Below are 22,690 nucleotides of genomic sequence, written 5' to 3'. Positions count from 1 at the left end.
TCCAGCAATTTTATAGGTGCAAATATAGTTTAATTCTGTCAATCTTGTCGATTGAAAGGCCCGTTATATCAGGCAATTCGTCAAAAGACCTTATAGCTCCGACCTCGGTCCTTTTGGCAACTATTCTTTCTGCCATCTCCCAGTTAAAATAGGTAAATGCTGCCAGTTCAGACGCTGTAGCTGTATTCAAATCGAGTTTCTCTATCTCAGGGGTTTCGTTAATCGCAAAAAGTTGAAATGCCTGATCAACCACATTTTTTTCCAGCCCGTAAACATCGTACAACTGCTCTTTTACCATGAATCCTCCAAGCTTATCCCTGAATTTTACGATCCGTTGAGAAAGCTTCGGTCCTATGCCCCTCACCAGGCGAAGCTGTTCAGCTGTAGCCTCATTAAGATCTAATTTTCTATTGACCTCAGATGGAAGAGCATTGGCCGGTTTGTCTGATACTTTGGTTTGATTGAGGGTAGGTCTATCCTGGAATTTTTGCTGTGGAAATCTAAAATAAGGGGTTAATATGTTTAACAGGGAATCAGAAACCCGTGTGACCTGCTGAAACTCCCTGGCATTGTTCACTTGCTTCCCATGCTCTCTGAAATTCCGTAGGCGGTCGAGCTCATCTGCTGATAGTCCCAAAATATAGGCCTTGTAATCACTTATGAAATTAGGGTTGAAGAGATAAATGGCAGACCGTTGTTGTAGTACCTTGGCCTTCCGTTGTTGGATCAACTCTTGATGCAGTTCCGTATCCAACGCGAATTTTGCGTCTCTTTTTGAAAAATAACCTTCATTTATACAAAAGTGCAGAAGCTGAAGGCTGAGGATGATAAGCAATAAAAAGAAAATCCCACTCCGTTCCTGTCTGTTGAACCAGAAGTGGAACCTGATATTTTTAAAAGAATTCTTTATTTTCCGATTTTTTTGATCGCTTCCAAATAATTACCCAATTCTTCCCTAACCTTGGGGAAAAGGAACATTAGTCCCAACATATTGGGAAATACGAGCGCAAGTATCATAGCATCCGAGAACGCGAATACTGCTCCCATTGAAGCAGATGCTCCAATTATGATAAAGGCGATAAACAGGATCTTGTAACACATATCCGCCGTTTTACCTCTACCAAAAAGGAACTTCCAGGATTGCAGGCCGTAATAAGACCAGGAGATCATGGTGGAAATTGCAAATAGTACAACAGCAAGTGTAAGTATGTATGGGAACCAGGGTATTACGGATTCGAAAGCCATAGAAGTAAGGTTTACCCCTCCTAAGGTAACACCGTCAACCACTACATTTCCTGCTCCGTCTCCTCCGTATTCGAAGGCTCCTCCACTGTTGAAAAATATGATCACTAGGGCTGTCATTGTACAGATCACTACGGTATCTATAAATGGCTCCAGTAGTGCCACAATACCTTCACTTGCCGGGTATTTGGTCTTTACTGCCGAGTGGGCGATGGCTGCGGAACCTGCTCCGGCTTCGTTAGAAAACACCGCTCTGCGGAAACCAATGATCAATACACCGAAGAGTCCGCCTAAACCAGCTTCAGGGGTAAACGCCCCTTTGAAGATCAGGCCGAAGGCATCGTCAATATAGGAGAAGTTCCCAAAAATTACGATCAGACATGCGATCATATATATCCCAGCCATAAAGGGCACAATTTTTTCTGTCACCGATGCGATCCTTTTGATCCCTCCAATGATCACAATTCCCACCACGACGGCCAATACCACTCCAATAATGAATCCTGTTGATCCGCCTTGCAGTCCCATCATTGCCGCCAATTGCTCGGCTGCCTGGTTAGACTGTACCGCGTTTCCACCACCGAATGACGCTCCTACACAAAGTACGGAGAAGAGAACTGCCAGGGCTTTGCCTAAACCTACGAATCCTCTTTCCTTAAGACCTCTTGACAAATAATACATAGGTCCTCCATATACTGTTCCGTTCTCATCTACATCCCGGTATTTAACCCCAAGGGTACATTCCACAAACTTGGTAGACATACTCAACAGTCCGCACAGTATCATCCAGAAGGTCGCGCCGGGCCCGCCTATAGCAATGGCAAGGGCAACCCCGGCTATATTTCCCAGCCCTACAGTCCCGGAAACGGCTGTCGCCAGCGCCTGAAAATGGCTTACCTCTCCTTCCTGACTTTCGTCCCGGATAGTGTCCGGCAAGTCTCCATCCACAATATTGACCTCAGCCTTTTCCACTCCATGACCTTCGGGTTCCTCTACGGCATCGTACTTTCCTCGTACAACATTAATGGCCAGGGGAAATTTCCGAATATTTACAAAACCAAAATACAAAGTAAAAAAGGTGGCTCCCAGAACCAATACGATCACTACAAGGGGTACCCCAGTACCTGGAACCTGCCAGAAAACTATTCCTTCCCAGACGGCTGTGATGGGCTCAAACCAGGCGTTGATCCGTTCGTCTAATCCGAGATCCTCGGATTCCTGAGCCATAGAAAATAAAGGGAATAATAGGGTTAATGCAGAAAGAAGTCTCAACCTCATAATTTAAGTTTTTGGTTTTTACAAAGTTTGTCCGGGCGGCAATATCCTAAAAATATTTAACCCAATCAAATCTGGAACAGAATACGCCATGCTCTAATTGCCTATCCTATTTGAAACATCTCGTTTAACTTCTTGATCTGTTCCGGTCTTCCCAGGACTATTACCTTGCTTTTTGGTTCAATTTGCAGGTCGGCTTCAGGATTAATAATGTATTTCCCATCTGGTTCAATATATCCGATGATGGTACAACCCGTTTTTTTGCGAAGGTCCAGATCTCTCAGCGAATTTCCCTCAACCTGGTCCACAAAATCTTCTATCGCTACCTCTTCAAGGTTGGTCGTGTGTTCGCCTTCCACGGACAAGCGGTCTATAAAAGTGATCAGGTCTGGAATGACCACCAAAGAAGCCATGTGATCTCCCCCAATTTTGTCGGGCATGATCACTTTATTTGCCCCTGCCAATTCCAGCTTCTTCTGTGAAGTTACCTGGGAAGCCCTGCTAATAATAAAAAGATCCTTATTTAGTTGCCTGGCGGATAGCACCACAAAAAGGTTGGCCGCATCATCCGGAAGTGCAGAGATCAGGTAACTGGCCTGGGATACCCCGGCGGCATCCAGGACCGCATCTTCGTTAGCATCTCCTTCTACGAACAACACCTCGTTTTCGTGCTTTTCAATAATCTCCTTGTCTCTTTCCACCACTACAAACGGCCTTTTATAAGCCCGTAGACGCATAGCAGCCTGCATACCATTGCGGCCGTAGCCACAGACGATTACATGCTCTGAAAGCTTGTTGATCCTTTTTTTCACTCTTTTCTTTTTTAACAGTTGAAGGGAGTTCCTGCTTAATATATATTCAGTCACAACCGAAATCGCGTAAGCAAAAATGAATACACTTGAAACAATGAGCAGCACGGTAAACACCTTTGCTGGCGCATCCAAAGGCCTTACCTCCATAAATCCTACAGTAGTAACCGTGATTATGGTCATGTAAAGCGCATCCAGCCAGTTGTAGTTGGAAAGGAACCGATAACCCAGCACACCAACCAACAATACCAGGACCATTAGTGATATCGCCAAATAGATTTTAGAACGGAATAGTCTTAGCATATTCAGAGATCAAAAACCGAAGTTCTTTTGGTATAAAGCAAGTCTTTTATTTTAAGCCAGAAGGCCAAAAACAGATAAAGTGCAAAACCAAAACCCAATGTCACAAAAGTCAGGTAAATGAAAGACGTACGGACTACCCTGGCACGTATTCCAAGCCTTTCAGCTATACGACGGCAAACTTCAAAACCCCTCTTTTGGAAATAATACAGTATTCGGTAAAATAAATCCATCGCCTAAAAATACTATTTTCCACTTAATAATTTCACTCCGACAGCACACTTCAGGCATCTGTTTTCTTTACAGTATTTGTGGTATAACTGTAGAATTGCCTGGCTTTCCATGGCATTTTCAAAGGACAGACCCAGTCTCTTGAAATGCTGTTGTATGTTATTATTCTCAGCTCGTATACTGCTGATCAAGGCAATGATCTCTTCGTGATTTTCAGCGTTATGACACCTTGCAAAGCAGAATTTCAGTGGGAGGACAGCATTTATAATGAGCAGGTCTATAAAGGCAGGGCTTAGTTTTTTGACAACTTTCCTGGATGGCTTGCCGAAGGTATAATGTTCCTCCCAGTAACTACTTGCACTACAACTTAACAGCAGGTGCAGCTCCTCATAAGTATCCGCTTTCATCAGGGCATTGAACAAAGCTCCGTTCCTGGAATACAGGTCGGCCAGTTGCGACAGGCGGATAGTTGGAAAGTTAGACGGTCTAAGTTTAAAAAATTCCGCCCTCGGGACGGATAGGGCGTTGAGCCCAAATTTCCTTTTGTGGTAAGCATATTGTTCCCTGAGCTTAGTGTGATATATATCCGGTAACTCCTCTTCTAACATACCCGTCATCCCAAAGAAAACACTTTCCAATTGTGTAGCATCTCCCTGCAACTTCCTTGCTACCGAGTAATCCAGGGCCTGTGCCATTTGAAAAAATGATTTTGAATTGATCGCCTGGCCAAAGCCTTTTGCCAACATAATAAAGCATACGGTTTCCCAATCGAATTTCAGTTTTTCCAAAAGATCAAAAATTATTTTGGTACGCTGCTCAAGACGTTCAAAGTAGAGTCGCTCCATCCAATGTCGCAATAGAAAATCATTCGTGGTCGCGATTTCCTTTTCGCAGTTGATAAACTTTATAGAAAAGTCTGAGAATAGTTTTTGGTAGCGCTCCAACAGATCCCCTTTTATGAGGCCTTTGAGCTCCAGGGCGGGTATAGGCGTACTATCCCGGCGATGTACGGCTATATCGTCTTCCCAAACCACATGAAGTATGACATTGTCATAGGCAGGATCAGTTTCGTGGTGATGGGCGTACCAATATGAGGATCTGATATGGAGTTCTACATTGCCAACCCACAATTGGCCGTTGATCTCTATCCTGGCATACAGGAAATCGGGGCCTGAAAGCAGGTTCAGTTTGCCGTAATCTTTAATGATCACGGTCTTCCCCTCTGTGGTTAGCAAGGGTGCCTGAGGAAGTTTTTTATGCTCCCATATATATTGCAAGAAATCTTCCTTCACTTTATGGCCATGCTTAGGCCTGTGAAGGTAATTTTGCAGACTGAAATTGTATTGCAGTAATATTTAAGAAGTACCTAAAGAAGTGCAAGCTCCTTTAGGTTGTGGATTAATCCTCTGTGATCTCCCCTTCCCACTCGGTTATTCCACCCATAAGATTATAGGCGTTCTCGAAGCCGATACTATTCATAAGGGCGCAAGCCTGTGCGCTTCGGTTCCCGGATCTGCAGTACACATAGAAATTTTTGCTCTTATCCAATTTCCCAACTTCATCCAGGAATTCCTGACCAAGGTAAAAGTCAATATGAACCGCTCCTGGGATGTAACCCTCTTCCACTTCTTCGGGTGTGCGCACATCGAGGATCACCGCGTTGCTATCCTCATTGAGTTGTTCTGTCCATTCTTCCTGGGTTAGATCTGCCATTTCCAATATTTTAGATAAAAAAATAAAAAATCCGAAGGGACAAACTTCGGATTTCCTGACCAATAATCCTAGACTTTTATAGAGCAGCCTATCGCCCGGGTCTTTTCCAGCGGAATGGATTCGCCGGCTAACATAGCATCAATGGCATCCTCTACATACTTTGTCTCTACGGCCTCAGCCCTGGCGTAATTGTCGTCTATGGTGCCTATATAACGAACCTTGTTTCCCTTCCCTGTCTTTTCCAGCAGAAAGACATGCGGGGTTCTTGTTGCGCCGTATTTCGGATATATTTTCTGGCCCTCGTCTAACAGATAGGGAAAAGTAAATCCCTTTTCCCTGGCCCTGCGCTGCATATGTGCAAAATCATCCTTTGGTTTTGCGGCCGGATTGTTGGGATTAATGGCAATTACAGGTACGCCCTGTTCCTTATATTTTTTATCAAGGGCAATTATACGGTCTTCATAGGCAACGGCATAAGGGCAGGTATTGCAGGTAAAAATAACCAGGAAGCCTTTGGCGTCCTCAAAATCCGCGAGGGAGACCATTTTTCCATCTACATTCTTTAATTTAAAATCGGTGGCATAATCCCCAATATCGTATCCTTCTACGGCCTCGGTAGTGCCGGAGGTGAATGAGCTTAACAATATTACAAAGAGTACTAATCCAAAAGTTTTGAGATTCTTCATCGTACGTTTAATTTAAGAAAGTGTCCAATTGTTCATTAAGGGTCTCATAAGTAAAAGGTTGTTCATAAAACTTCCTCTTCTTATTGTTATAGATCAGCGTAGCCGGAATTGCTCCGGACCAGTCAATATCAATTTTCGGGATCCAGTCGTTCTGTTTGGGATCGTCCAGTATCACCACCTCGGATTCCAGCTTTTTGCGTTCAATGAAGGGAATGAGGTGGGATTGCCACATGCTTGGCATATCCAGGCTTACCAGGATCACCTCTACGTCATTTTGAAGCTGTTCTTTCCGGACCTGTTCAAAATAAGGCAGCTCTTTAATACAGGGTGCGCACCAGGTTGCCCAAAAATTAATGATATAGGTTTTACCATCATCCCGATTCAACAACGGCTCCAGGCCCTGATAATCGTAAACCGCCAACGGCATGGAATCTTTTTGGGCCTCAGCACCTAATTCAGGTTCACTCAATGCGGTGTCCGGCTTTTTTTTCTCTGCCTCGCCGCAGCTAACCAAGATTAGTAAGAGTGTTAGAACTGAAAGTCTTAGCATACTTAAAGGTTTACCTTTTAAAATTAAGCAGCCTCAATTGGCCTTATAAATATTTAACAAAAATTTATCGCTTAAAGAATTGCAGATAATAAAATCACAATTACATTTGTATATACAATTGTTGTAAAGACATGAATGTAGAAGAAGTTATAAAAACTACTAAGCCGATTCCGCTTGAAAAGCGGACGCTTATCCATCTGATGCTGGTACACAACAAAGTCAACGAGGCCATAACAGCGGCCTTGAAACCCTATGAAATGTCTAGTCAACAATTTAATGTATTGCGTATTCTCCGAGGCCAGAAAGGATGCCCGGCAAACCTTTCCACCTTAAATGAAAGGATGGTAAGTAAAATGAGCAATACGACCAGGCTTGTAGACAAGTTGATTCACAAAGGCTATGTACGAAGGGAGATCTGCGAGACTAATCGGCGCAAAGTGGAAATAACCATCACCGACAGTGGAAAAAGGATGCTTGATGAAATGGATCGCGTTATGGATACCACAGAACAACAGATCGTTGAAGGCTTTAGCAGGGCACAATTAGAACAATTAAATTACTTATTAGATAAATTTTAATCCATAGTTAAATCGATAATCCGAAAATTCAGAAATCATGAAAAAGAACGTAATCAGCCTGGCATTGGCAGTTGTATTTGGAACCGCGCTTCAGGCAGGAAATCCTGTTGACGGCGAAAAAAAGACCGTAAAAACGGAAAGCAGCACGGTTACCTGGAAAGCTTACAAAGTAACAGGCTCCCATACCGGGACAGTAAACCTTAACTCAGGTTCCCTGGAATTCGAAGCCGGAAAGCTCATCGGAGGGGAATTTGAAGTAGACATGACCTCTTTGATCTCTACCGACCTTGAAGGGGAATACAAAGGAAAATTGGAAGGGCATTTGAAATCAGACGATTTCTTTGGTGTGGAGACCCACCCTACTTCCAAACTGGTATTTACCAACGTAACAGCCAGTGGCAAAAACTCTTATGAGGTTACCGGCGATCTTACTATCAAAGGAATCACAAAGCCGATAACTTTTGATGTTTCCATATACGGAAGCAAAGCCACCGCAACTTTAAAAGTAGACCGTGCAGAGTACAATGTACGCTACGGCTCCGGTAGCTTTTTTGAAAATCTTGGAGATAAAACCATTTACGATGAATTCGATCTGGTCGTAGACCTGGAATTCTAACAAACTTAACCTCACATGAAGACCCTGAAGGGAACCAATTCCTTCAGGGTTACTTTTTTTCCGCTCTTATTTGCAGATTTAAAATTCCTTTCTATATTTGGCCTAATGAAAGTATTAACGGTACATACTTGGTGGTGGAAGAACTTACGTCATAAATCGTGAGCTAAGCACCATTGTAGTATAACCGTACGAAAAGGCTTGTCTATCACGACAAGCCTTTTTGATTTAACACAGTAAGTGATTATGAAATCATACCCATTGACAACTGCCTACAATAAGATCCTGGCAGATACCATTACCCCGGTAAGCGTCTACCTCAAGATCCGGGACCGTTTCCCGAACAGCATACTGCTGGAGAGTAGTGATTACCGCGCTAATGACAATACCTTCTCATATATATGTTGCAACCCTATCGCCAGCATAAAAATTGAGAATGAAACCGTTTACCGAAGTTTTCCGGATGGCAGTTCAGATGAGCAGGCTATTGATGAAAGCCTGAATGTCCCTGAAATAATCCACCGGTTTGCAGGCAACTTTAAGGTAGAGCAAAATGGCTTCAAATTTATCAACAATGGACTCTTCGGCTATATGGCTTATGATGCTGTGCGATATTTCGAAGATATTTCCCTGTCCAAAAAAAATGGTAACCTGCAGATACCGGATATCTACTATGCCGTCTATCAAAACATTATAGCGATAAACCACTTTAAGAATGAGGCATATATCTTTGCCCATTGCTATAATTCTGAATCCAATATTGAGGAACTGGAGCAAATCCTCAATGTGCGTACCTTTGCTTCCTATAATTTTTCAAAAGATGGCGCTGCATCTTCCAACCTGGAAGATGAGGAATACATGGAACATGTCAGGCTGGCAAAAAAACACTGCCAGCGGGGAGATGTCTTTCAGTTGGTACTGTCAAGAAGGTTTTCCCAGGGATTTAAAGGAGATGAATTCAACGTTTATCGCGCGTTGCGATCTGTTAACCCCTCTCCCTATCTCTTTTATTTTGATTTCGGGGATTTCAAGATCTTTGGAAGCTCTCCGGAAGCACAATTGGTAGTAAAAAATGGAAAGGCTGAAATCCATCCTATAGCTGGCACCTTCAAGCGTACGGGTAACGACGAGGAAGATGCCTTACTGGCAAAAAAACTCACCGAAGACGATAAGGAAAACAGCGAACACGTAATGCTGGTAGATCTGGCCAGGAATGACCTCAGTAGGAACGGCAATATGGTGAGTGTTGAGAACTATCGCGAAGTACAGTACTTTTCGCATGTGATACACCTGGTTTCTAAGGTTACGGGGCAGAAAAAAGCCGATATCCCAACTATGAAAGTAGTCGCTGACACTTTCCCTGCCGGTACCCTGAGTGGAGCTCCTAAGCACATGGCGATGCAACTCATTGAAAGATATGAAAAGACAAACCGCGACTATTACGGAGGTGCTATTGGCTTCATGGCTTTTGACGGGGATTTCAATCACGCCATTATGATCCGGACTTTTTTAAGCAAGAACCACCGTTTGCATTATCAGGCCGGAGCCGGTCTGGTGGCGGCTTCGGATCCGGCTACGGAATTGCAGGAAACCTATAACAAACTTGGCGCTTTGACCAAAGCGCTGGAAATCGCAGAGAACTTATAAGCATGATGAAAGTACTGGTCATAGACAATTACGACAGCTTCACATACAACCTGGTGCACTACCTTGAGGATCTGGATTGTACGGTAACCGTTAAACGGAACGATCAGCTGTCCCTGGACGAAGTGGAGGAATTCCACAAGATTGTGCTTTCTCCCGGACCGGGAATACCGGATGAGGCAGGCTTGTTAAAACAGATCATTGCCCGTTACGCTCCGACAAAAAGCATTTTAGGGGTCTGCCTGGGGCAACAGGCCATTGGAGAGGTATTTGGTGGCACCCTGGTCAATCTTGAAGAGGTGTATCACGGTATCGCGACCAATGTGCGTATTACTGTGGAAGATGAGATATTCAAGGGACTCCCGGAAGAAATTATGGTAGGCAGGTATCACTCCTGGGTAGTGGACCCTCAGTTACCTGAGGAACTGGAAGTGACCTCCCTAGACGAGAACGGACAGATCATGTCCTTGAGACACCGCTCGCTCAATGTACGCGGAGTTCAATTTCACCCTGAATCCGTCCTTACCCCGGAAGGCAAAAAAATACTGGAAAACTGGCTTCAGCTCTAAGCCCCGAAATCTAAACAGAAGATGAAAGAAACGCTAAACAAGTTGATCAACCACGAAATCCTGTCAAAGGAAGATGCTAGGCGGATTTTGGTGAACATCGCCGGTGGCGAATACAACCCCGGACAAATTGCCGCTTTTTTAACGGTATATATGATGCGCAGTATTTCCATAGAGGAACTGGAAGGTTTTCGGGATGCATTGCTGGAGCTTTGCCTCGCCGTGGACCTTTCAGAATACGATCCAATAGACCTGTGCGGCACCGGTGGGGATGGCAAGGACACCTTTAATATTTCTACCCTGGCTTCCTTTGTTACGGCAGGAGCAGGGATAAAAGTAACCAAGCACGGAAATTACGGAGTTTCCTCCAAGTGTGGAAGTAGCAATGTAATGGAATTCCTCGGTATCCGTTTTAGCAATGATGCGGATTTCCTGAAGCGCTCTATTGACGAAGCGGGTATCTGTGTATTGCACGCCCCCCTCTTCCATCCTGCCATGAAAAATGTAGCGCCCATCAGAAGGGAACTGGGTGTAAAGACCTTTTTCAATATGCTGGGGCCTATGGTAAACCCCGCCTTTCCCAAAAATCAAATGGTAGGAGTCTTCAACCTGGAACTGGCCCGTATGTACGGATACCTCTATCAAAATACAGACAAAAGATTTACGGTCTTGCACGCCCTGGATGGTTACGATGAGATTTCACTGACCGGTAAAACCAAAACCATTACCAATTCCACTGAAGCCATATTAGAACCGGATGATTTTGGGGTATCGTCGATCAGTCCTGCCGAAATTGCCGGTGGAGATAGTATTGAAGAATCCGCACAGATCTTTCTGAATATTCTCCAGGGTAAAGGAACTGAGGCGCAAAACAATGTAGTCTGTGCCAATGCGGGGATAGCCATTGCAACTGCATTAGGTCTAAGCCCTAAAGCCGGCTTTGAAAAGGCTCAGGAGTCCCTGGAAGCTGGGAAAGGTTTAGAAGCCTTAAGAAAACTACAAGCATTGAGTGCAGCATGAATATTCTAGAGCGGATAGTAAGGGATAAACGCAAGGAGGTAGATCTGAAAAAGGAACTTACTCCGGTTTCACTACTCGAGCGTTTTCCACTGTTTGAAAGGAAGACAAACTCCCTGGCAGAGAAGCTAAAACAAGTTGGTAGTTCAGGTATTATAGCGGAACATAAAAGGAGATCACCGTCCAGGTCGGTGATCAATCAATCCCTTAGTGTCCAGGAAGTGGCTCTGGGTTATCAAAATGCCGGAGTAGCGGGGATGTCCGTACTGACAGACCTAAAATATTTTGGTGGTTCTCTGGAGGATGTTTTATCGGTAAGAGCAAGCGTGCAACTGCCCATTCTTAGAAAGGAATTTATCATAGACCCTTTTCAGATCCTGGAAGCTAAGGCCTATGGAGCCGATGTGATACTGCTGATCGCGGCCATACTAAGCAGATCCGAGATCAAATCCCTTTCTGAAACCGCCAAAGATCTTGGCCTTGATGTGCTGCTCGAAGTACATAATGAAGCGGAGCTTCAAAAGTCTTTGATGCCCAGCCTGGATATGCTAGGGGTAAATAACAGGGACCTGAAAACTTTTGAGGTCAGCCTGGACACGAGCAGGTCACTTTCTGAACAGATACCGGACGATTTTGTTAAAGTTTCCGAAAGCGGAATTAGCAATGTTGACGCCATTCAGGATCTCAGATCCTATGGATACAAAGGGTTTCTGGTTGGAGAACATTTTATGAAGACGGAAAACCCGGGTAAAAAGGCCTCGGAATTTATCAAAGCATTGAATTCATGAAGCTCAAAGTCTGCGGTAATAAAGTCAATATTGAAGAGGTGGCCACTTTGGAACCCGACTATCTGGGATTCATTTTTTGGGAGCCTTCAGCACGTTATTTCGATGGTGAATTAGCTGTACTCCCAAAGAAAATAAAAAAAGTTGGAGTTTTTGTAGATGCCGATTTCAGTAATATCACAGATAAAATCATCAAATACGATCTCGAACTGGTACAATTACACGGAACCGAAAGTCCGGACTACTGCAGCGAGCTTTTTGCTCAAATGAAGAAAACGACGGGTAGGGAAATCGGGATAATTAAAGTTTTTACTATCAAGGACACTTTCAATTTTGATAGGCTAAAGCCCTATGAGTCCGTTTGCGATTATTATCTGTTCGATACGAAGGGGCCTTTGCCCGGAGGAAATGGCTACGCTTTTGATTGGAGCATCCTAAAGGATTACCCCTCTTCAAAACCTTTTTTTTTAAGCGGGGGTATAGGAAATGAGAGTGTGGAAGAGATTAAGGCCTTTATGGGGACAATGGTTTCAGAATTGTGCGAGGTGATCGATGTAAACAGCAGGTTTGAAAGCGAACCAGGACATAAAATTATTGAAGAACTAAGACGGTTCAGGGATTTTCTGGATGGGGAATATTGAATTGCAGTAAACAGTAATCAGTAAACAGTAAGCAGTGAACAGTCCCTCATCGCGTTTTGGAAGAAAAAAGCGTATAGCGCAAAGCGAAAAACTCAAATAATTAGACTTGATCTTGAACTTAAAAAAAGAAGTTAAACTATGAAATATCAAGCGGATGAAAACGGATACTACGGCAATTTCGGCGGAGCTTTTATTCCGGAAATGCTCTATCCTAACACCGAGGAGCTTAGACTCAATTACCTCAACATCATGGAGGACCCAAGTTTTGAAAAAGAGTTCCATGCGCTGCTAAAAGATTACGTTGGCAGGCCAACTCCCTTGTACTTTGCAGAGCGGTTGTCCAAAAAATACAATACCCGGATCTACCTGAAGCGGGAAGATCTTTGCCATACCGGAGCTCATAAGGTGAACAATACCATTGGGCAGATCCTGATGGCCAAAAGACTCGGAAAAGATCGCATCATCGCTGAAACCGGCGCCGGGCAACACGGCGTGGCCACAGCTACGGTTTGTGCCCTTATGGGTATAGAATGCATTGTGTATATGGGTGAGATCGATATTGCCAGACAGGCACCGAATGTAGCGCGTATGAAGATGCTGGGGGCCGAGGTACGACCTGCGCTCTCGGGAAGCCGCACCTTAAAAGACGCGACAAATGAAGCCATTCGCGACTGGATCAACAACCCGGTAAATACCCATTATATCATCGGTTCAGTGGTGGGCCCACACCCCTATCCGGATATGGTGGCCAGATTTCAATCAGTTGTATCCAAAGAGATCAAATCACAATTGCTTGAAAAGGAAGGCCGGGAGAATCCGGATTATGTAGTGGCATGTGTAGGAGGTGGAAGCAATGCCGCCGGAGCCTATTACCATTATCTGGATGAGGAAGAGGTTGGTATAATCGCTGTGGAAGCCGCGGGAAAAGGTGTGCACTCAGGAGAAAGTGCAGCCACCTCAGCCCTGGGGAAAATCGGGATCATTCACGGTAGCAAGACACTTCTCATGCAAACCGAGGATGGCCAAATAACTGAACCTTACTCTATTTCAGCCGGCCTGGATTATCCAGGAGTAGGTCCTATGCACGCCCATCTGTATGAATCCGGTAGGGGGGAATTTATTTCGATCACGGATGATGAGGCCATGCAGGCAGGCCGAATGGTTGCTGAACTGGAAGGGATCATTCCCGCCATTGAGACCTCTCATGCCTTTGCAATCTTTAACCATAGAAATTTTAAACCCGAAGATCTGGTCGTTATCAACCTATCCGGAAGAGGTGACAAGGATCTTCAAACCTATATTGACTATTTTAAGCTTTAATATGAACAGAATTCAAAGCAAACTTCGCGAAGACAAAAAACTCTTATCGATCTACTTCACCGCAGGGCATCCTAACTTAAATGATACCGTTACCATCATTGAATCGCTACAGGCAAGTGGGATTGATATGATAGAAATCGGCCTTCCATTTAGCGACCCGCTAGCAGATGGTCCGACGATACAAAAAAGCAGTACTGCAGCGCTCGATAACGGTATGCACTCCAAATTACTGTTCCAGCAATTGAAGGACATTCGTAAAACGGTTTCCATACCCTTACTGATCATGGGTTACTTCAATCCTATATTACAGTTTGGAGTGGAGGACTTCTGTAAGCAGTGCCAGGAGATTGGGATTGACGGCTTAATTCTTCCGGACCTACCACTGGCAGAATACCAAAGGGATTACGAACAACTCTTTAAAAAATATGGTCTGATCAACGTCTTCTTGATCACTCCCCAAACTTCGGAAGCCAGGATCCGGCAGATAGACGCGGCTTCAGAAGGATTTATTTACATGGTTAGCTCTGCCAGTACTACCGGAGCCAAAAAAGGCTTTGGCCAGGTTCAGAAAGACTACTTTCAAAGAATAGCGGGAATGAAACTTTCCAATCCCCAAATTGTGGGCTTTGGAATAAGCAACAAAGAGACTTTTAGCCAGGCCACCTCATCTGCAAAGGGGGCAATTATCGGATCAGCTTTTATCAAACACCTGGAATCTGAAGGTGTGGAAGCTATCCCGGATTTTGTGCGATCTATTCGGTAGGGTTAACAGTGAACAGTAATCAGTAAGCAGTGAACAGTTCACGATCCAATCGTCCAACCGTCCAGCCAGCCATCAATCCGACATTCCAAAACTTAACAATTCCAACTTAAAACCCTGGCTTTGGACTTAAACTTAAGCTTAAACTTGAACTTCAAAAGAACAATAAGTATAACCTTGCACACACCTGTCAACCATCATCCATCAACTATCAACTATCATCCATTAACGATCAACTATCAATTCTAACTGCAGATCTCATAATATTTTTTTACTTTCAAACTTTCTTTTAATTCTATGAGAATGAAAAGCCGCTTGCTATTACTTTTCCTGATCTTTACAACGCTGGGCTATGCACAAGACCCGGCACTTTTAAAATCCAAAGTCCGGCATACCATTGACGAATTACGCGACTTTGTATCCATTCCTAACGACGCCCTGGATCATGCCGATATTAACCGGAATCTGAGCTGGCTAACTAAAAAATTCAATGAACGAGGATTTAATTCCTCAGTACTCCCCACCACTGGTGAACCGCTTTTTTTCGCGGCTTTACCTATGCAGGACGAAAAACCGACAGTACTTTTTTATATGCACTTTGACGGGCAATCAGTTGATCCTTCCAAATGGGATCAGCCCAATCCCTATGAAGTTGTCCTGAAAGCCCCAGACCAGTCAACCTGGAAAACGGTTTCTTTTGACGAGATTGAAGAGGACATCAATTATGACTGGCGCCTGTTCGGGCGTTCTACTTCCGATGATAAAGGGCCTATTGTGATGTTCCTAAACGCTATTGACTTGTTGCGGACTACCGAAACGAATATGCCATTTAACATCAAAGTGATATTGGATGGGGAAGAAGAAAAAAGCAGCAAACCACTTCCCGCTGCGGTAAGAGAATACCGGGAGCTTTTGGAAGCAGATTTCCTGGTCATTTCAGACGGCCCGGTGCATCCCTCAGAGAAACCCACGGTAGTTTACGGATGCAGGGGTATCACCACCCTATCCCTTACTACTTATGGGCCTCAAAAACCTCAACACAGTGGTCATTACGGCAACTATGCCCCTAATCCGGGCTTTCAGCTTGCACAACTTCTGGCCACGATGAAGGATGCTGATGGCAGGGTGACCATAAAGGGATATTACGATGGGATAAAGCTGGATGAAGGCACCACACAGATATTGAATTCAGTTCCTGATGATGCAGCAGCTATCAATACCACATTGGCGATTAAAACCCCTGAAAAAGTTGGAGCTACATACCAGGAGTCCCTGCAATACCCCTCTTTGAATATTCGCGGGTTGGCATCAGGTTGGGTGGGAAAGCAGGCACGTACCATTGTACCGGAAAGCGCTACTGCCGAAATAGATCTTCGACTGGTACCGGAAACCGACGGAACACGACTTAAAAAACTGGTTAAGGACCATATTCGTGAACAGGGATTTTATATCACCTCTGAGGACCCTACCGCCCAGGAGAGGCAGACTAAGGACAAGATCATTAAAGTGCAGGAAGGAAGTGTGACCGACGCCTTCCGAACAGATCTCAACAACCCTTACGGCAAATTCCTGGTCAACATTCTCAAAACGGCATTTAATGATGATGTGGTACAAATACGAACCATGGGCGGTACAGTTCCTATTGCTACCTTTGTAAATGAGCTTAAGATCCCTGCCTTCGTTGTTCCAATGGTGAACCCGGATAACAATCAACACAGTCCCAATGAAAACCTGAAGATCGGTCAGATCGCATACGGGATAAAGGCATTTTATACCATACTCAGCAGTGAATTCAAACCCTAAAATATGGAGGCGACTGTTGCTTATATGCGCATTTAGCGCAACAGCCTTTCCATGGCAATTATACAATCAGGAGGTGATACAAGAAGAAAACAAAGTACCGTCTTATACTCTGCCGGACCTTCTTATGAAATCCGATGGAAAACGGGTGGAGTCCGCTGCCGAATGGGAAAAATTACTGAGGTCGCAGACGCTTCAAACTTTTGAGACAGAGGTATACGGCCAAATCCCAAACCAGGAGGTTGCCGTTACCTATGAAGAAAACCTTCTGCATGCCAAAACGCTCAAGGACTTTGGAAGTATTCGCGAAATTCGATTTTCCATAGAAAAAGACGGCAATCGCATTCAGGCGGTTCTATTACTGATCCTACCTGATAGATCTTCACCCGTGCCGGTTTTCCTGGGATATAATTTCAATGGCAATCATACCATTCATCCGGATGAATCTATTAGCCTCCCTGAATCATGGGTGGCAAATAGTCCTGAAATGGGAGTGCGGGAGAACCGCCCCAGCCCGAATTCCAGAGGTAAGAAGTCTTCCCGTTGGGCAGTTCAGCAAATATTGGAGAGAGGATATGGCCTGGCTACTATGTATTACGGAGATATCGATCCGGATTTTGATGACGGATTTGAGAATGGGGTTCACAGCCTGTTTAGTAAGAACAAAACCAGGGAAAAGGACGATTGGGGTTCTATAGCGACATGGGCCTGGGGCCTGTCCAGGGTCATGGATTACTTTGAGACAAACCCTCTGATAGATAAAAATAAGGTATGTGTCCTTGGTCATTCCCGCCTTGGAAAAGCGGCCTTGTTTGCCGGGGCCAATGACAAAAGGTTTGCCTTGGTCATTTCAAACAATTCCGGTTGCGGAGGAGCAGCGTTATCCAAAAGGCGCTTTGGAGAGACGGTCGCCGCTATCAACGACCGATTCCCACACTGGTTTTGCGAAAATTTTAAAAAATACAACCACAATGAAGATCAGCTCCCTGTAGACCAGCATCAACTCCTTGCACTTATGGCACCGCGACCGGTATATGTGGCAAGCGCTGCAGAAGACCTATGGGCAGACCCTAAAGGTGAATTCCTGGCAGCGAAAAATGCTTCAGCGGTTTATAGGCTTTACGGATTAAAAGGCCTGCAACTTCAGGAAATGCCAGAAGTGAACAAACCGCATATTGACGGCTATATAGGGTACCATATACGCTCAGGTGTACATGACCTGACAGCTTATGACTGGGAACAATTCCTCAATTTTGCGGATGCCAGGCTGAAATAGTCTTTCCCTAAGCGGAGTTCCTACTGGCGTTAATATTTCCATACAGGGACCTGGTAACAATCTTCTCGTACAAGTCCTTGTGTTCAGCGCCACTCCCAATTTTTTGCAGGGCGTATTGCTGTATGACAAGAAGCGGTAATACAATACTTTCCCGGATCTTTATGGACTCCCGTGAAACAGCTTCGTTCTCCATCAGTATATTTGATCCGGACAGTTCCAGTAACATTTCTTTGGAGAGTTTATACTCGCTGTACAGGATATTCCAGAAATCCCGGTAATCCTTATCATCCTTCATATAGGAAGTCAGCTCAAAGTAACACTTGGTAAGGGACATCATACTATTGAGCATCAAGGCCTTAAAAAAGGGTACCTCCTCATAAAGCGTTTTGAGTTCTTCAAACCGACCTTGTTCCTTCAACTTTTTTAGCGAAGTCCCGATACCAAAATAACCGGGAACATTCTGTTTCAGCTGGCTCCAGGACCCTACAAATGAGATTGCGCGTAAGTCCGAGAGTTCCAGCTTTTTCTTATTACCTCTCTTGCCAGGCCTGCTGCCGATATTTGCTTTTTGGTAGAATTTCAATGTACTCCTGTTTTCCAGGTATGGAATGAACATTTCGTGGTTCTTGAGCGAATTGTACTTTTCAAAGCTCAATTCTGAAAGTTCTTCCAGCAACTGTCTGGACGATTCTGAGATCACATTTTCCTTGCCAAACAGATTATTAGACAATCCAGCGGTTAACAGCTGCTCGCTATTGTGCATAAATTGCTCCTTGGTACCGTAAGTGCTGGTAATGGTCTGCCCCTGAATGGTAAGTTGTATTTCGTTATTGGCTACATCCTTGGTTTGGGCTGCGTAGAACCGATGCGTTTTACCTCCTCCCCTGGCAGGAGGTCCTCCCCTACCGTCAAAAAAGACTACCTTAATACCGTTCTTTTTACAAACTTTGGAAAGCCGCTCCTTGGTTTTTAATATTGACCAGTTCGCCTTTACAAAACCACCGTCTTTGGTGCCGTCAGAGAAACCAAGCATAATGGTGTGATGGTTGTTCCGCAATTCCAAATGTTTGCGGTAAGCCGGTAATTTAAATAGTTCACGCATTACCTCTTCGGAATTGTCCATCCCGATCATGGTTTCAAATAAGGGTATGATATCAAAGGAGATCTTTTCATCTTCCCAACCACACCAACGGAATAGTCCATAAACAAAGAGTACTGCAAAAATATCTTCCGAATTACTTATGATGTACCTCTCGCATCCCTGCTTGCCGTTCTTTTCCTGTATACGTTTTAACTGGGAAATATTCCTAAGGGTATCCTGAACGATCTCGTCTTCAAAATCTGAAGGGTCCACCTTGAATCGCTTATTGATTAACAGGTCGATCAACGCTTCTTTTTCCAGCTCGTCCACAGAATTCTTGATCACACCTTCTTTCATCAATACCTGTTCAATGGTCTTTTTGTGTGCCCTATGGTCCTGGCGTATATCAAGTACCGCAAAGTGTGTCCTGAATAGCCTTACCTTATCTATAAAGTGATCCAGTTCTTTAAGATATAAACTGTGGTATCTGTCAATCAATAAGGTCCGTAGCGTATAGAGATGTCCCAACAGATCTTCGTAACCTATGACCTTTTCCGGATTGAACATGCTTACATAAAGCTTGTCCCGAAGGTCCTGCAATGGTTCCTGAAGTTCACGGAAGGTCAGTTTCTTTTGTAATACCTTGAGGTTGTTGTAGTAACATTTCATCAGCGTGGTCCGTAACTCATCGGCAACTGCCATAGTAATGGATGCGGTCACAAAGGGGTTTCCGTCCCTATCTCCCCCCGGCCAGAAACCGAGTTTTATAATATTGTGATTCTCAAATCCACCCGCTTTTACGTTACTTTTGATTTGGGCATATAAATCACCTACAGCATCGTAATAGACGTACCTTAGCATATGGATGATGTTCTTGGCCTCGTCTAAGGGAGTAGGTTTTTTAGCATTGATCAAAGAAGTAAGACCCAGTTGCTGCAATGTACGGTCTATCTCGTCTATTTTATCTTCCAGGATCAGGGATCGCATATCCGACATAATATCCAGCACTGCAGGAGTATAGAATTGGGTAGGGTGAGCCGTCAGTACAATTCGGGCACTGAAATCAGATAGCTTTTTGGAAACCTTGTCCCACTGTTTGCTTTTGTCTGCCAGTTGAAAATAATCGCGGATAGACATAGAGGCTGTATGCTTGTGCAATTTAGGAAAGGCGGCATCCTCCACACTGTCAAAAAGTACCACCTGCCTTTCCACATACTGGATGATGCGGAACATAAAATCAATACGTTCCTTTTCTGTTTCCATTTCCGCGTAGTTCTGAAAAAACGCGTCCAGTATCTCAGTAGGGTTCTTCCCGGATTGCAAACCTTTCTCGCACTGCTGTAACAGCAGAGGTACCAACATGCCTACATTCTCCATATTAGTGTAGGGCAGGCTCAAAAACAAGCTGTTATAAATATTGAATTTATTACTTACGGATCTCTTAAACTCCTTTAACCTTTCGGATTGATTCATAGCTTGGAATATATCATTAGACCTTTGGCCCTTTAGAACCGGCTTAAGCCGAATTTCGCGGCTAAAGATCGTGAATAATCGCTTATGGATTCACGATTTCCAGAGGGAATAACAAAATATTAAAAAGAAGGTTTAAAAATCAACAAACTTTCCAATTATTTTACGTTTTAGTGAGAACACCATAACAGGAATTTAGACCTCCGTGACCTTCGCTTTTCTTTAGAAAAACTGTTTGTACTGATCCACACGGAAATCAAAAGTGTTGTAGGACGGATCTTTAGTTTTTCGCTCCTGATAGGTCGCCATGCTACCCACAGCCCGGTTTGCGGAACCGGAGGGTGCCGTGAGTGAAACGGTTTTGATCAATCTGCTGTTCCCGGTACCGGATGTCAGAGTGAATTGATGGATTCGCGGGATATCGTTGGACAGTAACTCCAGTTTCAGGCCGTGGTCCCTTAAGTGTCGTCTAAAAAAATACTCCGGGCCATTTTTACTATTCCCTCCTGTAAACAATAGTGTATCCACGGCGGTGTACTCCCGCAGATAGCTTACGAGGTCCCGTAATACAATGTTTTTCATACCAAGATCCGAGGCATCTATCTTTTCTCGTTCCGCCGATGCCACAATATCGCATATCCCGATCTGTTGTTTTCTAAGAAAAGTCTTCCGTTGAAGTACGGCTTCGTCCGTAGTCTCAAAAAGGAGTTTCAAATCAAAGATCCGATCCAGAATTCGCCACAACTGACCATCCCGGCTCCCATAGCAAAAATCCACGTCACCTGGCTTAAATGCCCGAATGGTAAATCTCGGTGGAGGAAGTGTCCCCACGATCAGTTTTGTAGCCTCTTCAAAGAGATAAGGTTCGTAGGGGTGAGTATGAAGAAACACTTTATGCAGGGGTTGATTCAATAGATAAGACCTAAAGATAATACTAATGGTCAGACTTAAGGGTATTTTGAATTTTAATCCCGAATTGCTTAGCTTTAAAATGAACTAAACAGAATAAAACTTATGGGAAAAGGAGATATCAAGACCAGAAGAGGTAAGATTTCCAACAAATCTTATGGGGTAAGAAGGCCCAGGAAGGCGAAGGCAAAGCCGGTCGTAACTAAATCAAAAACAAAGAAAAAGGCTTAGTCAACTACAAAGTTCAGAAGCACCTCATCATCGGTTGAAATATTGAGCTCGTAGGTGTAAAATCCAACAGGAAGGACTTCTTCACCAACAAAATCTATAGGCTGTAAGGTGAAGGTCTGCCCTCCGGCGATAATGCGGATAAATGCATACTGATAGGCCGTTTCGTATTCAAAGTATTCGGAATAATCACCTGATGCTACATTCATATGGACTTCCTCGCTATCCCCAACGGTGACTTCTTCAAAGAGAAGATTGCTGTCGTTCTTGATACGGATATTAATGGTAGTCACATCGTCATCCCTGTCAGTACAGGAAATTGTAGCAGTAAAAAGGGCAACCAATACAATACAAAACCGTTTCATAGCCAACTTTTATAAAAGATACTTTAGCTATAAAACGGTTGCTTTCGAAAAATATTCTATCGGATAAAGACCAGCTCCTGCTCAGAGGAAAACTCTTCGCTATAGCCGTAACCCTCATAATTAAATCCTTTGAGTTCTTCCAGGGTATTGGCTCCGGTATCCAGCACATAGCGGGTCATAAAGCCTCGGGCAAGTTTCGCATAGGTCATGATGCTCTTGTATTGCCCATTCTTAAAGTCCTTGAAAACGGCAGTGATCACCGGAACTTTAAGCTTCTTAGGATCTACTGCCTTAAAGTATTCCGCACTGGCAAGGTTTAGGAAGATCTCCCCCTCTTCCAGTTCTTCATTAAGGGAGGCGGTAATCTTATCGCGCCAGAACTCGTACAAGTTTTTATGTTTCCCTACCGGGAATTTGGTTCCCATTTCCAAACGATATGGTTGCATAAGATCTAAAGGTCTCAGGATCCCGTACAGACCGGAGAGGATTCGCAAAGTATCCTGGAGGGTATCCAGCTTGGAAACCGGAAGGCTATAAATATCCAATCCCCTGTAGACATCACCACTAAAGGCATAGACCGCTGGTCTTGCATTGTCAGGGGTAAAAGGTAGGCTCCATTCCTGATTTCTCTCGTAGTTCAAGGCTCCCAGGCTAGGTGAAATGCTCATGAGTTTGGAAAGGCTTCTGGCCGATTTCTTTCGCAGCAATCTGTTAAGTCGTGCAGACTCGTCCGGAAATCTCGGCTGCGAACTGTGTTCCGTAGGCAAATCACTTTCGTAATTCAGCGATTTGGCCGGAGATATTACAATCTTCATTTTCGATTAATTTTGC

At 44.2% G+C, this 22,690-nt stretch carries 24 protein-coding genes; 12 read left to right on the top strand and 12 right to left on the bottom strand.

Going from position 1 to position 22,690, the window contains the following annotated elements; all coding sequences use genetic code 11:
* Window positions 1–10: 10 nt before the first annotated feature.
* The 8 genes from GTQ38_RS07295 to GTQ38_RS07260 form a co-directional block, all read right to left on the bottom strand.
* The gene (locus tag GTQ38_RS07295; RefSeq protein WP_238857845.1) at window positions 11–754 is read right to left on the bottom strand and encodes a ComEA family DNA-binding protein; all 744 of its coding nucleotides are present in this window, start codon (window positions 752–754) and stop codon (window positions 11–13) included.
* Window positions 755–906: 152 nt separating this feature from the next.
* Window positions 907–2,520, bottom strand: a complete 1,614-nt coding sequence (locus GTQ38_RS07290) for an alanine/glycine:cation symporter family protein (RefSeq protein WP_161434846.1) — start codon at window positions 2,518–2,520, stop codon at window positions 907–909.
* A gap of 101 nt (window positions 2,521–2,621) precedes the next feature.
* The gene (locus tag GTQ38_RS07285) at window positions 2,622–3,629 is read right to left on the bottom strand and encodes a potassium channel family protein (RefSeq protein ID WP_161434845.1); all 1,008 of its coding nucleotides are present in this window, start codon (window positions 3,627–3,629) and stop codon (window positions 2,622–2,624) included.
* Window positions 3,630–3,631: 2 nt separating this feature from the next.
* The gene (locus GTQ38_RS07280; RefSeq protein WP_161434844.1) at window positions 3,632–3,859 is read right to left on the bottom strand and encodes a PspC domain-containing protein; all 228 of its coding nucleotides are present in this window, start codon (window positions 3,857–3,859) and stop codon (window positions 3,632–3,634) included.
* Between the two features lie 12 nt (window positions 3,860–3,871).
* Window positions 3,872–5,149 carry a DUF2851 family protein gene (locus GTQ38_RS07275; protein WP_161434843.1) on the bottom strand — a complete coding sequence of 426 codons (1,278 nt, stop codon included), beginning with the start codon at window positions 5,147–5,149 and terminating at the stop codon, window positions 3,872–3,874.
* Between the two features lie 106 nt (window positions 5,150–5,255).
* Entirely contained in the window at window positions 5,256–5,570 is a 315-nt protein-coding gene (locus GTQ38_RS07270; protein ID WP_161434842.1) for a rhodanese-like domain-containing protein, read from the bottom strand.
* Between the two features lie 68 nt (window positions 5,571–5,638).
* Entirely contained in the window at window positions 5,639–6,256 is a 618-nt protein-coding gene (locus tag GTQ38_RS07265) for a thioredoxin family protein (RefSeq protein WP_161434841.1), read from the bottom strand.
* 7 nt (window positions 6,257–6,263) lie between these two features.
* Complete coding sequence (locus GTQ38_RS07260) at window positions 6,264–6,806, bottom strand: TlpA family protein disulfide reductase (RefSeq protein ID WP_161434840.1); 543 nt, start codon at window positions 6,804–6,806, stop codon at window positions 6,264–6,266.
* Window positions 6,807–6,937: 131 nt separating this feature from the next.
* Here GTQ38_RS07260 and GTQ38_RS07255 point away from each other — a divergent pair, with 131 nt between their 5' ends.
* From GTQ38_RS07255 to GTQ38_RS07205, 11 genes are all read left to right on the top strand, one after another.
* Window positions 6,938–7,384, top strand: a complete 447-nt coding sequence (locus GTQ38_RS07255; protein ID WP_161434839.1) for a MarR family winged helix-turn-helix transcriptional regulator — start codon at window positions 6,938–6,940, stop codon at window positions 7,382–7,384.
* A gap of 37 nt (window positions 7,385–7,421) precedes the next feature.
* Entirely contained in the window at window positions 7,422–8,000 is a 579-nt protein-coding gene (locus GTQ38_RS07250; protein WP_161434838.1) for a YceI family protein, read from the top strand.
* A gap of 243 nt (window positions 8,001–8,243) precedes the next feature.
* Complete coding sequence (locus GTQ38_RS07245) at window positions 8,244–9,644, top strand: anthranilate synthase component I family protein (RefSeq protein WP_161434837.1); 1,401 nt, start codon at window positions 8,244–8,246, stop codon at window positions 9,642–9,644.
* Between the two features lie 2 nt (window positions 9,645–9,646).
* Complete coding sequence (locus GTQ38_RS07240; protein WP_161434836.1) at window positions 9,647–10,210, top strand: anthranilate synthase component II; 564 nt, start codon at window positions 9,647–9,649, stop codon at window positions 10,208–10,210.
* Window positions 10,211–10,231: 21 nt separating this feature from the next.
* Window positions 10,232–11,227 (top strand): anthranilate phosphoribosyltransferase, encoded by a 996-nt coding sequence (trpD, locus tag GTQ38_RS07235; RefSeq protein ID WP_161434835.1) that lies wholly within the window; start codon window positions 10,232–10,234, stop codon window positions 11,225–11,227.
* Window positions 11,224–12,012 (top strand): indole-3-glycerol phosphate synthase TrpC, encoded by a 789-nt coding sequence (gene trpC, locus GTQ38_RS07230; protein ID WP_161434834.1) that lies wholly within the window; start codon window positions 11,224–11,226, stop codon window positions 12,010–12,012. The genes trpD and trpC overlap by 4 nt, the downstream gene beginning before the upstream one ends.
* On the top strand, window positions 12,009–12,650 hold the full coding sequence (locus GTQ38_RS07225) for a phosphoribosylanthranilate isomerase (RefSeq protein WP_161434833.1): 642 nt from the start codon (window positions 12,009–12,011) through the stop codon (window positions 12,648–12,650). Before trpC ends, GTQ38_RS07225 begins: the two co-directional genes overlap by 4 nt.
* A 138-nt stretch (window positions 12,651–12,788) precedes the next feature.
* The gene (gene trpB, locus GTQ38_RS07220) at window positions 12,789–13,970 is read left to right on the top strand and encodes a tryptophan synthase subunit beta (RefSeq protein WP_161434832.1); all 1,182 of its coding nucleotides are present in this window, start codon (window positions 12,789–12,791) and stop codon (window positions 13,968–13,970) included.
* 1 nt (window position 13,971) lies between these two features.
* Window positions 13,972–14,733, top strand: coding sequence for a tryptophan synthase subunit alpha (gene trpA, locus GTQ38_RS07215; protein ID WP_161434831.1), 762 nt, complete (start codon window positions 13,972–13,974; stop codon window positions 14,731–14,733).
* A gap of 300 nt (window positions 14,734–15,033) precedes the next feature.
* Window positions 15,034–16,533: a M20/M25/M40 family metallo-hydrolase gene (locus GTQ38_RS07210; RefSeq protein ID WP_161434830.1), complete on the top strand. Its 1,500-nt coding sequence runs from the start codon at window positions 15,034–15,036 to the stop codon at window positions 16,531–16,533.
* Between the two features lie 73 nt (window positions 16,534–16,606).
* A complete protein-coding gene (locus GTQ38_RS07205) occupies window positions 16,607–17,806 on the top strand; it encodes a glucuronyl esterase domain-containing protein (RefSeq protein ID WP_317169050.1) in 1,200 nt (399 codons plus the stop codon).
* Between the two features lie 7 nt (window positions 17,807–17,813).
* Here the strand turns inward: GTQ38_RS07205 and GTQ38_RS07200 are convergent, their stop codons facing one another.
* Window positions 17,814–20,360 (bottom strand): phosphoenolpyruvate carboxylase, encoded by a 2,547-nt coding sequence (locus GTQ38_RS07200; protein WP_161434829.1) that lies wholly within the window; start codon window positions 20,358–20,360, stop codon window positions 17,814–17,816.
* 219 nt (window positions 20,361–20,579) lie between these two features.
* A complete protein-coding gene (locus GTQ38_RS07195; protein ID WP_161434828.1) occupies window positions 20,580–21,248 on the bottom strand; it encodes a uracil-DNA glycosylase family protein in 669 nt (222 codons plus the stop codon).
* A gap of 123 nt (window positions 21,249–21,371) precedes the next feature.
* Between GTQ38_RS07195 and GTQ38_RS07190 the strand changes: the two genes are divergently transcribed.
* A complete protein-coding gene (locus GTQ38_RS07190) occupies window positions 21,372–21,497 on the top strand; it encodes a 30S ribosomal protein THX (RefSeq protein ID WP_161434827.1) in 126 nt (41 codons plus the stop codon).
* Here GTQ38_RS07190 and GTQ38_RS07185 read toward each other — a convergent pair.
* Together GTQ38_RS07185 and yaaA are read right to left on the bottom strand one after the other, a co-directional pair.
* On the bottom strand, window positions 21,494–21,859 hold the full coding sequence (locus tag GTQ38_RS07185) for a hypothetical protein (RefSeq protein ID WP_161434826.1): 366 nt from the start codon (window positions 21,857–21,859) through the stop codon (window positions 21,494–21,496). The two genes, GTQ38_RS07190 and GTQ38_RS07185, sit on opposite strands and share 4 nt — an antisense overlap.
* Before the next feature lie 56 nt (window positions 21,860–21,915).
* A complete protein-coding gene (gene yaaA, locus GTQ38_RS07180) occupies window positions 21,916–22,674 on the bottom strand; it encodes a peroxide stress protein YaaA (RefSeq protein WP_161434825.1) in 759 nt (252 codons plus the stop codon).
* Window positions 22,675–22,690: the final 16 nt, after the last annotated feature.

Origin of the sequence: Poritiphilus flavus (genome assembly GCF_009901585.1) — a bacterium.
Taxonomy (GTDB): domain Bacteria; phylum Bacteroidota; class Bacteroidia; order Flavobacteriales; family Flavobacteriaceae; genus Poritiphilus; species Poritiphilus flavus.
The sequence above is the reverse complement of the archived record's forward strand: the minus strand, read 5'-3'. Positions and strand labels throughout refer to the sequence as shown.